This window comes from Prolixibacteraceae bacterium (assembly GCA_019720755.1).
Classification (GTDB): domain Bacteria; phylum Bacteroidota; class Bacteroidia; order Bacteroidales; family Prolixibacteraceae; genus Halosquirtibacter; species Halosquirtibacter laminarini.
In genome coordinates this window covers 3,086,179-3,100,913 of the sequence record CP081303.1, presented here as the reverse complement: position 1 = coordinate 3,100,913, position 14,735 = coordinate 3,086,179, and the positions used below count along the sequence as shown (strand labels likewise).

Sequence of the window (14,735 nt, the reverse complement as noted above, 5' to 3'; positions counted from 1 at the left end):
AGGTCTCGAAACGATAAACCTTAATTTCATATATGATGAAACAACTTTACCTTCTTATTGCATTGACTGCAATATTACTGACTTCAAACAGTGCCAACACCTTTGCCCAAGAACACAATCACGAGGAGTGCAAGTTTCAAGAGGCACAATCTGCTTTCTGGAAAGCACATCCTGAAGCCTACCAATCTTATTTAAAAGAGCAACAGAATCAAACACGTTTGATTCATAAGATGAAACATCATCGCAAATCCTATAATCAAGATTCAGAGACTAAGTATATTATTCCTGTGGTCTTTCATGTTTTTGGCAAAGAGCAAGGCGGATATGCAGTAACCACCGCATTAATTGAAGATGCGCTGATGAAGCTGAACCAAGACTATGCCCAAAGATCGGCAGGCCAATCAAACATCCATGACAGTTTTAAAGGGGTATTGGGCATCATGCCAGTGGAATTTCGACTAGCAAAAATTGATCCCCAAGGGAATATGACCAACGGAATCACCTTTCATGGGGTAATGTCTGGTTTTGGTGATAGCAGCGGAGCAGACAAACAGATTCAAAAGTATGCTTGGGACAATCATAAGTATATGAACGTCTATATCATGAATGACCTATATGGAGATGGAGAAACAAACAACTCGGGAGTATCTTGGTATCCCAATGAATATATGACCAAACACAACTTGGCTCGTGTGGTATATAATGGAGCCTATCTTTCGACCAATACTTCAGAAAACTTTCGCCGTGTCTTGACACACGAATTTGGTCACTTTTTTAATCTCGCGCACACATTTCAAGGAGGATGTCCTGAAAAAGATGGTGGAGACTTTTGTGACGATACCCCTGCAACAAACAAATCCCATATGAAAGTGGATGAGCTGAACTGTAATGGCATATTGACCAACACACAAAACTTTATGAACTACACAGACGACTACGAGATGTTTACACAAGATCAGGTGATCCGTATGAAAGCAGCCATGCAACATCCAGCTCGTATTACTTTGTGGAGCGAAGAGAACTTGATGGCTACTGGGGTTGCAGATACATATGTTCCCTCTTTCGGTATTGGCTATGGTACCGATAGTTTTGAAGAACGCTTTTTAAATGACGGAATCATAGAAAACAGTCTCGACATCACCCTTCTAAATGGATTGCATTTCAAAGAGATGACATGGAAAGAGGGAGAACACTATTTTGTAGAGAACCTTCCCAAAGGCCTCTCTTTGAAAATTACCAAAAGCAGTGATCATTCTGCAATGATATCATTAGAGGGTAAAGCGGAAGCACACGAAGCGACCAACAGCATTGAGAACCTAACGATACGTTTTGCTAAAGATATCTTCAAAGAACAAGGACAAGAGATCTCGCTTTTAGAAAATAGTCATATCAAGATCCATTTTAAAGATACCTATACACAGTACCACTACCCTACTGCAAAATATAGAGCGTATGCTGGGATTACCCATGTGAAGTTCTCTACCATTGACAATGAGAGTCCTGTGACCAATTGGGGAGGTTTCTTTAAAGACCATATGGCTGTGGTAGCACAAGAGAAGCATTACGACTTGGAGATCACACTAAATCAACATGAAACAGGGAAGACCGACTCCTACATTATCCATGCTTGGCTCGATAAAAATGGGGACTGCCTATACACTCCAGATGAAGAGATTGTGGACCATACCATGAACTTCACAGAGGCAAACGATCAAGGAAACTACCTCTACAAGCAGACTATCCAGATCCCACAAGATATGGTGGTAGACAAGAAGGTTGGCTTGCGTATTTTGTGTGCATTCAACACCAAGAATCGAAATACAAGTGGCTATGATCCACAAGGAAACTATGAAAGTGGTGAGCTAGAAGACTATAGTGTCATGGTACTTCCTTCTGTCACTGAATTGACGCCTGACTTCACCATCACCCCTGAAAAAATTCTTCTAAGACATACCATCAAAGTATTAGATCTTAGTAACGCTTCTAATGATGATGAGATTGTAGCATGGCATTGGGAATTTCCTGGCGGAGTACCAAACCACTTCGATGGAAAGAACCCTTCTGAGATCCTGTATGAGAAAGTGGGAACTTACGATGTATCACTCAACGTGACAACCAAATCAGGAGAGACCAAGTCCCTCTCTAAAAAGGGTGGAGTCACCGTAGAAGAAAAATATGCTACGCCAAACACACAGTATGCAACCTATGCTGGAATTACCAGAGTGAAGCTCGGCGAGATGATCCACCGCACAGAGAATATGGCAAGATATATGGATTACCACACTCAAAAGCTAGTGACTACAAAGGCAGGAACAGAACTAGCGTATGAGATTGACTTAGACCAAGGTCTCTCTGGACAGAATGATTTGGATGGAGTGCATATCTGGTGTGATTGGAACCACAATAGTGAGTTTGATGCAGAGGAGTTGATGGTAAGCAGAGATGTGGAGATCGCATCATTTACAGACAGTAAATACTCGATCAAAGGCTCCTTTGTAGTGCCTATCGACGCTTCCTCTGAACCTTCTCGTATTCGTGCCATGGTATACTACAGAGGAGACAAAAGAGACTATATTGCAGGACCTTCGGATGTGATTGAGAGTGGAGAGATTGAGGACTATGGATTGAAAATCACCCCTTCAGAAGAACATGCTTCGGTAGATTTTACCATGAACAACAGCGACCTTGTAGTGGGCAATGAAGTACAATTCACAGACCTATCCAAAGTAGTTTCTGGTTATAAGATAGCCTCTTATCAATGGCAGTTTGAAGAAGGTACTCCAGCAGTATCTTCAGAAAAAAACCCTATTGTAACCTTTAATAAAGAGGGGGCTTTTGATGTCCGTTTAACCATCACATTGGACAATGGAGAGACATGGACAACCAAACAGACAGACTGCATTCGAACCACTTATAAAGTGTGTGAAGTGAAACAGGATTGGGGAACCAAATTTGGACATATCCAGAGTGTAGAAGTGGGGAAAGTATCCTATGTATTGCCAGAGAAAAATATCCCTGCTTACACCAATCTTTATGATTCTCATATCGTATCTGCCAAACATGGAGACGAAATCACTTGGAGAGTGATCTGTTCTGCAGGCGAATCAGGAGAAAAAGATGCTATCGGATTTAAAGTTTTCTTCGATGCTGATAGAAATGGTTTTACAGCAGAGGATCAGATATATTATGACCATTTTAATACCAAAGATGTACAGGGAGAACAGATCTTCGAAGGAAGTTTTAACGTTCCTGAGGATTTTGATGATACCAAACGAACTATATTACGATTTGTGGCCTATTACGAAGGCACCTATTGGTATAAGAAATTTGATGTAGGGCCTTGTGATAAGCTAGACTCAGGAAATGGTTTGGATCTAGGTATTGGTTCAAATTTCAAGTCTACTTTTGTATTACAAAAGGAGTCACAAGAGGAGCTAGTACTAATCTATCCAAACCCAGTATCTCACTTTTTGAATCTATTCTCAAAAGAAGAGGCTATTCAGACAGTGAAAATATATGATACACAAGGTGTAATATATTATCAAGGAAAATTCCATCAACAGAAAGTACAACTTTCTTTAGAGGACCTCTCTACTGGAGTATACCTTATTAAAGTTGAGACGGGAGATCATTCGATCGTTCGTACCGTGATCAAAAAATAGTAGATGATATATATTTTCTGTTACGGGATGCCTTCGGGTGTCCCGTAATTTTTTTGAAACATTATGTTGATGGAAAAAACACTTGATATTTAATAAAAGACAAACTCATATCGAATCATAACACGTTGATTTTATAAGCTATTTCCCTATATTTTTAAAGCAATATTTATTAGTCCTAAGAAGTAAAGCGATATTCCAATTTTATTAATTTCTCCCCCGCCACTTAACATATTAACCATCTTTAACTTTTGACTTGTGCTTTTTGTATTCAAATCAATACTAACTTATTGATGTATTAAGATTAAACAGATATTATCCATCCTTTACAAATATCTAATTAATCATTATTAAAAATTACATTAAACAAAAAGCATGAAAAAACAATTACTCTTAACTATTACATTGCTATGTGCAATTTCTCTACACACCTATGCTCAATCACATTCATGGCATTATATAAACTATATATTTAATATTCATCCCAACGAAGAGATGACAATACCAATCGGATATCCTAGGGAGATAGATAATGCTGAGATACCAAACTATAAATATACATTTGAGTTTATTGCAGGGACAAAATTAAAACAAGTAGGAGACGTTAAACCAGCTACTTCATTAGATTATTATGGTACAGCCAAAGCAACCTTTACTACCACAGAAACTTTCACTTATGAACCAGTAATCATTCATGTCACCTACAAAAATATGAGTTGGGATCATACGATCTATTTCATTTCTACAGAGGAAGACTATGTTCCATTAAACTACTGCATGTATCCCCTAAGAGAAGAAAACAAAAGGCTCAGAGACATCTTTGATGCATATAGTAACCTAAACACATATTATTCACAACCATGGGAATATGCAACCAAGAGCGAACCTTCATTCACTCTTGACTTTAAACAACAAGTGAGCATTTCCAATGTACTTATCATCGATCAGTCTATTAAAACAGATGACCTCAGTAAGAACACAAGTAAAATAACAATTCAAACTAGTGTGGATGGGAATATTTGGACCAATCATAGTTTTGTCGACGCTAGTGAACTTAAAAAATTAGATATCAATGAAGATAAAGTTCGCTACCTGAAGTGTCGCATCGATGAAACGGGTAACTTAGATGGGAAAAAATTTTACAACATCATCGTAAATGGTAACAACAAATATCCAAATATTGCTCCTAAAATTAGTTCTATTCCAGCCAGTTTACGTAACAATAAAATAAAAAGATCTTCATTTAAAATATCAAACGACAAAGGACCCAATACCACTTATACCATTGATCTAGGAGAGTCATATGATATCTCTAGGCTAATCGTTTTTAATGATAATCACAATAAAATACAAAATAAGTTCTTTGGCGTTAAATGGGAGATCAAGGATGATAATAGCCAGTGGGTAACGGTTTGGGATGACCCTACAGAAAAAAGAGGGGTTCAAGATGTTTCATTCGAGAAAGATATCCACACAAGATATCTAAGATATACCACGAACGTATCAATTCATTATGATTTCTCCCTTGAAGAAATCAAGATCTTCGGACAAAGTGTTTCCACTCCTAATATCGAGCTAGGCATGAATAAAAAGGAGCTAACCATTTATCCATCTCCTGCGGAGAATCAGATCTATATTAACAACACTCAAGACAAAGACATAAATTATGAGGTTTATAATATACTAGGGAACAAAGTGATGCAGATCAATAACCATCACAATTCAAATCCTGTCGATATCTCCTCTTTAGGAGAGGGATGCTATATCCTAAGGTCTTCGACAACCAAAAAGAGTTGTACTTTTATTAAAAAATAAAAGTCATTTCCTTTTTTGAAAAAACCGAATAGAAGTGTGCTGATACACACACTATTCGGTTTTGTTTGAAACACTATAAAAAATAAATCTCGTTTAGCCTACTCTTTTTCCTATATAGAACACATACCCATAATAGTCTTTATATTTTCGATAAAGAGCCTCCTCTTCTCTCTGCTCTTCTATTAATTTTATTGCATTGGGATTCGAGGTATGATTTTTCAAGAAAGACTCCTGCACCTCTTTTTGGGCTCCATAATAATTCTCCAACCAGCAACTCTCTGGAATCACAAACGAAGCAACAGGAATATATCCAGCAGACTGAAGTTGCTGCATTTTATTGGGAATAGTATCGATACCTGGATAAGCACCATTCCAATAGGTCTCGATCTCTTCAGTACGATTCTCTGTGAGCCAAGAGATCTCTGTGACTGCCACATATCCCCCCACTTTCAGATATTCGTGCCATAGACGAAGTCCCTGTTCAAAACCGATATTGTAGATCGCTCCTTCGGACCAGATTAAATCCAATGAATTTTTATCGAAAGGAAGATCCTCCATAGAGCCTTGCACCGCATGCAAACGCTTCGATAATCCATGCAACTCACTTTGATCGTTTAACTTATTCAAAAATTGAGGAAAAATATCTACTCCTGTAATATTACAAGGCAATGCTTCCGCTAAAGTAATCGTTTGGCCCCCTGTACCACATCCCAAATCCGTCACTTTTGCATTTTCAGACAATGGTCCGATAAAATCTAAGGCTTTTAAGGTGGTCTCTTTGCTTCCTGGCCCCTGCCTGTCCAACTGCGAATAGTATTCACAAATTAATTCGAAATCCATCTCTTCACTCATCGTATATTCTCTTTTTTAATGATCATTCTCTTTATTACACTCCTACCCTCTTGCGCTTCAGCAAAATGTCCACTCCGCTATATCCTAAAATGGGTTATCAAAGCTATCAACAATTCGCAACAAAAACGAAAAGAGCAAGTTAACGAAAGTTATGCACAACTTTCATAAACGGTGAATATCCTCTTATCTCTATCAAATCCAAGATAAAAGTACATATCGATTGCAAAAAAATCTTTGCTATCTCCTCCTTCGTTCAGATACCCTTCGGTTACCCTTCCTTTACCCTTTGGTTACTCTAGGGGTAAAGGAAGGGTATCGAAACCCCATACAAAACATAAACCATGTCATGTGTAATTTATCCTCTTTAAAATACTCATTTATTCTTCGAAATAGCGTGCAGGAAGTCGAAACAGGACTAGAATATCATGGAGAACCAACTGTTCAACCATCAATCATTTTCTGAGATATACCTCTCTTAGATCTAAATCAAATAGAAAAAGGCATTTCATCGTGGGCAAAAAGCGAAAGTATAAAACATAAAATATAACAAAGCCTCGAGGTTTATCGATTGCAATAGGGCAATGTATCTAAAGATCCTCTTCTTTCTCGACTATATAGACTAGAAAAAGAGGAGTTCTAGACTAATAAAAGTGTTTATCTCCACATCCACAAAACATCAAAGTAATTATTTTGTTATAACTCTGAATATAAAGGCACTAGAAGGGGATTCTATGCGTTTAACATATGATAAAAACATACTAAGTAATCGTCCTTTAGTGTAAAGAAAAATAGGGCACAAAATAGAAAGCATATTTTTTTAAAATTGCCCTCTACCAAAGCTTGAATAAGGTTCTGAACTAACAAGTAATTTTCGTACTTTTGTATAAAGATAGTTGTTAGTGTGTTTTTAATAAGATAATATAAGATGAGCGAATATCACGTACCCGTATTGTTGAATGAATGTATTGAAGGGTTAGACCTTAAAGAGGGTGGAATTTATGTAGATGTGACATTTGGAGGAGGAGGTCACTCTCGAGAAATTCTTAAAAAGCTTGTCGGTGGTAAGTTGGTTGGCTTTGATCAAGACATTGATGCTAAAGCAAATGTTCCAGACGATGACCGTTTTATCTTTGTAAACCACAACTTCAAATATATTGAGAATTTCCTTCAATACTATGGACTAGAAAAAGTCGATGGTATTCTTGCAGATTTAGGTGTATCATCCCATGAATTTGATGTTGCTGAACGTGGTTTCTCCTTCCGTTTTGATGGCAAATTGGATATGCGTATGAATCAAAGTGCTCAAATTTCTGCAGCTGAAATTGTAAATGACTACTCGGAAGAGGATTTGTCTCGTCTTTTTTGGCGCTATGGCGAGGTGAAGAATGCTCGAAAATTGGCCCGTATCATTGTAACTGAAAGAGAAGATACGCCTATTGAGACAATCCAACAGTTTAAGGATATGATCGCACCATGTACTCCAAAACATATTGAACACAAATATCTTGCAAAAGTATTCCAAGCACTTCGAATTGAGGTAAATCAAGAGATGGAGGTGCTAGAAGCATTGATGAATGCAAGTGAAAAAGTGTTGAAACCAGGAGGACGTTTGGTGGTGATTACCTATCACTCTCTTGAAGATCGCATCGTTAAAAACATGATCAAAGAGGGAAAGACTGAAGGGAAAGCAGAAAAAGACTTCTATGGAAAAATATTGACTCCATTTAAGGCAATCAACCGAAAGGTTATTCTACCAACAACAGAGGAGCAAGAACGCAACCCTAGATCTCGAAGTGCCAAGCTTCGTATTGCCGAGCGAGTTGAAAACTAGCAAACAAACTAGGTATGAATAGAAAGAAAAGCGCATCGAAAAAATCATTTATATCAAAGCTGGTTGGTGGAGAGATATTCTTAGAGCTTATCCGTAAGAAATTTCTCTATATCATCCTTGTATTTGCTCTTTTGCTAATGAGGCTAACTTTTAGCTATCGTGATGAACGAATGTTGATTAAGATTGATAGAATGCGTGATTCTATTGCAATAAAAAGTATGATATCGCAAGAGCTTGAGACGGAATTACAACAGCTAGGACGTCCAAGTGAAGTATATCGTAAAATTAAGCAACAGGGACTCAAGCTAGAACAGTCTAGAGATGTTCCGGGAGTTATTTATATTGAAAAAGAAGAAAAATAAGAGTTAATTAACCATATGGCAGATAAGGGTTTAAAAAAGAGATTACAAGTCTTGGTGCTTTCGATGATGTTTATAGCATTAATCATTCTTGTTGGTGGATCTTGGAATATTTTTTCACAAATTTCTGAAATCCATAACCTAGAGAAGCACATCGATCCCATCGAACATGTCGTATATGGTAGAAGAGGGAATATCAGAGCCTCTGATGGAAGCCCTTTGGCAGTTTCCATTAACTTATACTCTCTTCATATAGATTTTGGAACAGAGGGCTTCGACCATGAAGGATTCAAAAAAGGTTTTAGAAAGACGGTGTCCCAACTAAGTACCATCTTGAAGGACAAATCGCCCTACCAATATAAAGTTTGGTTGAAAAAAGGATATAAAAAGAAGAGTCGTTATTTCCGTATCTCCAGCAAAAAGATCAATTATTCGACCTTAGAGAAGATACGAAAGATTCCTTTCTTTGATCAAAGTAAATACCGTAGTGGTCTTATCGTAAGTAAAAATGCCCTTCGAAGTTATCCTCTTCAGTTTAAACTAGGGAGAACTATTGGTCGATTAAATAGAGAAAACTTAGACGGAGAGGTACAAGCTTCTGGTAAATATGGAATAGAAGAGGGATATCAAGAGGTACTCAAAGGAGGGAAAGGAATATATCGAAAAGAACGCGCTTCTAGTGGATGGATTCAAAATCTTATCGACAAACCTGAACTTGGAAATGATGTGATTACCACTATTGACATTCAAATACAGGATGCTGTAGAGAATGCTTTGGCGGCTAAAGTGAAACAGACAAAGGCCGATTGGGGTACTGCCATTGTCATGGATATAAAAACAGGAGATATCGTAGCACTTTCTAATCTTGAACTCAATAAAAAAGAAGAGATTATAGAGGGGGAGCAAAATTATGCCATTGGTAATGCAGGTAATATTGAGCCTGGTTCTACATTTAAGGTCGCCTCTTTGCTCACCTGTTTGGAGACAGAAAAGATCGATACATCCAAAGTTTACGATACCGAAAATGGAATTTGGCAAGTGGCCGATCAGAAGGTAAAAGATAGTGACTGGAAAGAAGGGGGACATGGCAAACTAACGGTTTCGGAGATCATTCAGAAATCGTCCAATGTAGGAACCGCAAAGATGGTTACTGAAGTCTTTGGCAAACATCCAGATAAATTTATCAATAGGTTATATTACCTAAAACTCAACGAGCCATTTCATCTCAATATTAAAGGATTGGGAGTTCCTGAGATACGTCATCCCTCACAAGATAATTGGTGGGGTACCACATTGGCTTGGATGTCTTTTGGTTATGGACTAAAGATGACGCCACTTCACACACTTTGCCTTTACAATGCAATTGCAAATGAAGGAGTCATGATGGAGCCACGTCTCGTAAAAGAGGTGGTGAGCCACAAAGATGGAGTGATCGAACAGTTTCCTCCTACTGTTAGAGTAAACTCCATAGGAAGCCTAGAGAATATTCATAAGATTCAAAATATCCTTCAAGAGACGGTAGAGTATGGAACAGGACGAAAACTAAAGACAGAGAAGTACCACTTCTCTGGAAAGACTGGTACAGCCCAAATTGCAGTACAAGGGAAGGGATATGTATCGAAAGCATACTATGCTTCGTTTGCAGGATACTTCCCCTCTGAACATCCAGAGTACTCCTGTATTGTAGTTATCGCCAATCCAAAGTTTCATGGATATTATGGAGGCCAAATTGCGGGCCCTGTATTCAGACAGATCGCTGATAGACTCTACTCCTATGATATAGACATTAACCAAAAGGGAGATTTTGTAAAAGCACCACTCCAAAAATATGGCGTAAAAGAGTTTCGTGGTTATAAAAAGGATATTAAAAATATCTATTCTTATTTGGAGGTGGATACGATGTTGAAAGCAACCACCCCAATTATACATGTTATGAATAAGAAGGGAAAGAATCTATCTTATAACGAAAAGCTAAAGAAGAGTGTGGTTCCCAATTTAGATGGAATGAGTGCATCCGATGCAATCTATCTGTTGGAAAATAGAGATTACCATGTTCACATATCAGGAGAGGGACATGTAATCAAACAGTCGGTTGCACCAGGTACAAAACTTAAGAAAGGGGGGCATATCTACCTTCAATTAAATTGATTATCATGGCAAATAAATTATTTAATATATTAGAAGGTATCTCGACACTCCAGGTGATCGGAGATCCTACAAACATAGAGATTGCTGGAGTTACACAAGACTCTAGAGCCGTAACCAAAGGATCACTTTTTGTGGCTGTCAAAGGGACGAATGTAGATGGTCATCAATATATCGACAAAGCAACTCAAGCAGGTGCTATTTGTATCGTATGTGAATCGTTACCGAACGAAGTCTCTTCCGATATTGTTTGGGTTGTGGTTGAAAACAGTATGGCCATTGTTGGGGAGTTCGCGTCCGCATTTTATGATCATCCCTCCCACTTGATGAAGATTGTTGGGGTTACAGGTACCAATGGGAAGACCACCATTGCGACCCTTCTTCACGATATATTTCAAGAGATGGGCTATTTCTGTGGACTTCTATCGACCATAGAGAACAGGGTAGGACACGATAGTTCGCCTTCTACTCATACCACTCCCGACCCTGTAAGTTTACAACAAAACATGGCAAGGATGGTAGAGGCTGGATGTAGTCACTGTTTTATGGAGGTAAGCTCCCATGCGATAGATCAATATAGAATTGCTGGCATCGATTTTGATGGAGCAATTTTCACCAATATCTCGCATGACCACTTAGATTATCACAAAACATTTAAAAATTATATTGTAGCAAAGAAACGCTTTTTTGATGATTTGAAACCAACTGCTTTTGCCATCACCAATAGGGATGATAAAAACGGGGAGGTGATGTTACAAAACTGTAAAGCAAAAAAATATAGCTACAGTATTCGTTCCCAAGCATCATTCAAAGCGACCGTGATAGAACAAGATTTGACTGGAATGCAACTATTAATGGATCGCTATGAAATATGGACGCCTTTTGTTGGGAAGTTCAATGTGAGCAATCTTCTTGCAGTCTATAGTGCCGCTGTACTTACAGGGGAAGCTCCAACAGAAGTGATCGCAGCACTGTCTCAACTAAAACCAATCAATGGACGATTGGAGACCATTCGATCTAATGATGGTAAAGTTGCCATCATCGACTATGCACATACTCCAGATGCACTAGAGAATGTTTTGAAAACCATCGATGAGATCCGTACACGAAATGAACAGGTGATCACTGTGGTTGGTTGTGGTGGCAATAGAGATACAACCAAACGACCACTGATGGCTCAAATTGCGACACAATTTAGTGATCGAGTGATTTTGACCTCTGACAATCCTCGTTTTGAGGATCCAGATACCATCATACAAGAGATGAGAGCGGGAGTGCCTGCTCCATATACGTCGAAAGTACTTTCGATTACCAATAGAGCAGAGGCCATCAGGACTTCTCTTGCTCTAGCCAGTCCTAGTGATATTGTTTTAATCGCAGGGAAAGGACACGAAGATTACCAAGAGATTCAAGGAGAGAAACACCCCTTTGATGATCATGAGATAGTAAAAAAAGAGTTTCACGCTTAAAACGACACCCATACAATGTTTTATCATCTATTTAAATACTTAGACCAATTCGATCTTGCTGGAGCAGGGATGTTTCAATATTTATCTTTTCGTTCATCTCTAGCAGTAATCACGGCCCTACTTATCTCTGTTCTTTTTGGCAAGAAGATCATCACACTTCTTCAAAAGCAACAGATTGGAGAGGACGTACGCGACCTTGGGCTGCAAGGGCAGATGGAGAAAAAAGGGACACCAACCATGGGTGGGATCATTATCCTTCTGTCTATCGTTGTACCAACACTTCTATTTGCAGATCTAACCAATACCTATATCATCTTGATGTTGGTGACTACTTTGTGGTTGGGAACCATCGGGTTTATCGATGACTACATCAAAGTGTTTCGTAAGAACAAAGATGGATTGGCTGGAAAGTTTAAAATTGTTGGTCAGGTTTCGTTAGGAATTATTGTTGCTGTAACCCTATATGTTTCGAAAGATGTAGTGGTTCGAGAAAAAGTATTAGATGGTAATGGGAAAGTGAAAAAGGAGATTGTAATAGACCAGACTACAGGACTTCAGAAGGTGGTAGCAAAAACCAAAGATGTCAAGTCAACCAAGACAACGATCCCTTTTATTAAAAACCATGAGCTTGATTATAGTTCATTTTTCTCGTTTCTAGGTAAATATCAACAACTTGCAGGCTGGGGACTCTATTTTCTTGTCATCATATTTATCATCACAGGCGTATCGAATGGTGCCAATCTGACCGATGGATTAGATGGACTTGCCACAGGAACTTCGGCCATTAGTGGGGTTACTTTTGCAATACTAGCGTATGTCAGTGGTAACCTGATATTTTCAGATTACCTCAACCTCATGTATATACCCAATATCGGAGAGTTAACAATCTTTATCTCGGCCTTTATCGGAGCAACAATTGGATTCTTATGGCACAACTCCTACCCTGCACAGGTATTTATGGGGGACACTGGAAGTTTGAGCCTTGGTGGTATCATTGCAGTATTTGCAATCATCATCCGTAAAGAACTTCTTCTTCCTTTTGCATGTGGAATCTTTATGATTGAGAGTCTTTCTGTAATGATTCAGGTATGGTATTTTAAGAAGACAAAAAAGAAATATGGCGAAGGAAGACGTATCTTCTTAATGTCGCCTCTGCATCACCATTATCAAAAGAAGAATATTCCTGAGTCTAAGATTGTGACCCGTTTTTGGATTGTGGCAATCATTATGGCCACATTCACTATTGTAACCCTAAAAGTTAGATAGTCATGGAAAAGGGGATTATTTTAGGTGCAGGGGAGAGTGGTGTTGGTACCGCGATCCTAGCACGACAGAAAGGGGTGGATGTGATGGTATCCGACTTTGGATATATTGCAGAACAGTATAAGACAGAGCTTGATGCATATGGGATTTCTTGGGAAGAGGGAGGACACTCTGATTCTCTTCTAGACAATGCTTCTTGGGTCGTTAAAAGTCCAGGGATTCCTCGTACCGCACCAATTATTCAGCGTGTAGAAGCGTTGGGAATTCCAATTCTATCGGAGATAGAGTATGCAGGGCGTTTTTATCAAGGCAAATCGATCTGTATCACTGGGAGTAATGGTAAAACGACCACCACCTCTCTAATATATCATATTCTTTCGAAAGCGGGATTGAATGTGGGGGTAGGTGGAAATATCGGAATGAGCTTTGCCAGACAGGTTGCACAAAAAGAGTTCGATTGGTTTGTGCTGGAGTTAAGTAGCTTTCAGTTGGAAGACATGATAGACTTCAAAGCAGACATATCTATTCTTTTGAATATTACCCCAGATCACCTAGATCGCTATGAGTATCAGATCGAGAAATATGCAGATGCGAAGTTTCGTGTTATACAGAACCAGAAATCAGAAGATCTTTTTATCTATTTCGAAGAAGATTCGATGATCACAAAGAGATCTGCTGATTTTACGTCGATCACTTCGGTGCCATTTTCTCTATCCCAGTCTTATAAAAAACAAGGGGTCTCTATTCTAAATGGAGTGCTTCATGCTGAGTTGGACCAACATGTCTTTGAGATAGACACCAAAGCACTTCCACTGAAAGGGGCACACAACGGATGCAATATGATGGCTGCAACCCTTGCCTCGCTAAGAGTTGGGTTGAGCAATGAAGAGATAGCCCAAGGGCTAGAGAGTTTTCAGGCTGTAGAACACCGTTTGGAGCTATGTAGAGAGTTAGAAGGCGTACGATATATCAACGACTCCAAAGCAACCAATGTAGATGCGACCAAATTTGCTTTAGATGCTTTTGATCAAGACATCATATGGATTGTAGGAGGTACAGATAAAGGAAACGACTATTCTGTTCTAGAAAAGATGGTTCAGGAGAAGGTCAAGGCAATTATCTGCTTAGGGGTAGATAACCATAAAATTATCGAAGCATTTGAAAAATGTGGGATTCCAATGGTTGAAACCAATACCATGCAGTCCGCTGTAGAAGCAGCATACAGCCATACAACAACAGATAGTATCGTACTACTATCGCCTTGCTGTGCAAGTTTTGATCTGTTTAAAAGCTATATAGACAGAGGTAATCAGTTTAAGAATTGTGTAAAACAACTGTAAAG

At 38.7% G+C, this 14,735-nt stretch carries 9 protein-coding genes; 8 read left to right on the top strand and 1 reads right to left on the bottom strand.

Translation table 11 applies throughout. The features are described 5' to 3' along the window. The first annotated feature begins 32 nt into the window (after positions 1–32). Both K4L44_12225 and K4L44_12220 read left to right on the top strand, forming a co-directional pair. A complete protein-coding gene (locus K4L44_12225) occupies positions 33–3,662 on the top strand; it encodes a PKD domain-containing protein (protein QZE13349.1) in 3,630 nt (1,209 codons plus the stop codon). Between the two features lie 372 nt (positions 3,663–4,034). Further along, positions 4,035–5,474: a discoidin domain-containing protein gene (locus tag K4L44_12220; GenBank protein ID QZE13348.1), complete on the top strand. Its 1,440-nt coding sequence runs from the start codon at positions 4,035–4,037 to the stop codon at positions 5,472–5,474. Between the two features lie 93 nt (positions 5,475–5,567). On the opposite strand, the gene K4L44_12215 is transcribed toward K4L44_12220, so the two are convergent. Then, positions 5,568–6,326 carry a class I SAM-dependent methyltransferase gene (locus tag K4L44_12215; protein ID QZE13347.1) on the bottom strand — a complete coding sequence of 253 codons (759 nt, stop codon included), beginning with the start codon at positions 6,324–6,326 and terminating at the stop codon, positions 5,568–5,570. A gap of 925 nt (positions 6,327–7,251) precedes the next feature. Here K4L44_12215 and rsmH point away from each other — a divergent pair. From rsmH to murD, 6 genes are read left to right on the top strand one after another with little or no spacing between them, the layout of a single operon-like run. Continuing rightward, positions 7,252–8,157 carry a 16S rRNA (cytosine(1402)-N(4))-methyltransferase RsmH gene (gene rsmH / locus K4L44_12210; GenBank protein QZE13346.1) on the top strand — a complete coding sequence of 302 codons (906 nt, stop codon included), beginning with the start codon at positions 7,252–7,254 and terminating at the stop codon, positions 8,155–8,157. A 14-nt stretch (positions 8,158–8,171) separates the two neighbouring features. Next, positions 8,172–8,519, top strand: a complete 348-nt coding sequence (locus tag K4L44_12205; GenBank protein ID QZE13345.1) for a hypothetical protein — start codon at positions 8,172–8,174, stop codon at positions 8,517–8,519. A gap of 15 nt (positions 8,520–8,534) precedes the next feature. Further along, positions 8,535–10,664 carry a transpeptidase family protein gene (locus tag K4L44_12200; GenBank protein ID QZE13344.1) on the top strand — a complete coding sequence of 710 codons (2,130 nt, stop codon included), beginning with the start codon at positions 8,535–8,537 and terminating at the stop codon, positions 10,662–10,664. A gap of 5 nt (positions 10,665–10,669) precedes the next feature. Then, positions 10,670–12,130, top strand: a complete 1,461-nt coding sequence (locus K4L44_12195) for a UDP-N-acetylmuramoyl-L-alanyl-D-glutamate--2,6-diaminopimelate ligase (GenBank protein QZE13343.1) — start codon at positions 10,670–10,672, stop codon at positions 12,128–12,130. A gap of 15 nt (positions 12,131–12,145) precedes the next feature. Further along, complete coding sequence (gene mraY / locus K4L44_12190) at positions 12,146–13,396, top strand: phospho-N-acetylmuramoyl-pentapeptide-transferase (protein QZE13342.1); 1,251 nt, start codon at positions 12,146–12,148, stop codon at positions 13,394–13,396. A 2-nt stretch (positions 13,397–13,398) separates the two neighbouring features. Beyond that, positions 13,399–14,733 carry a UDP-N-acetylmuramoyl-L-alanine--D-glutamate ligase gene (gene murD, locus K4L44_12185; GenBank protein ID QZE13341.1) on the top strand — a complete coding sequence of 445 codons (1,335 nt, stop codon included), beginning with the start codon at positions 13,399–13,401 and terminating at the stop codon, positions 14,731–14,733. The last annotated feature ends 2 nt before the right edge of the window (positions 14,734–14,735 follow it).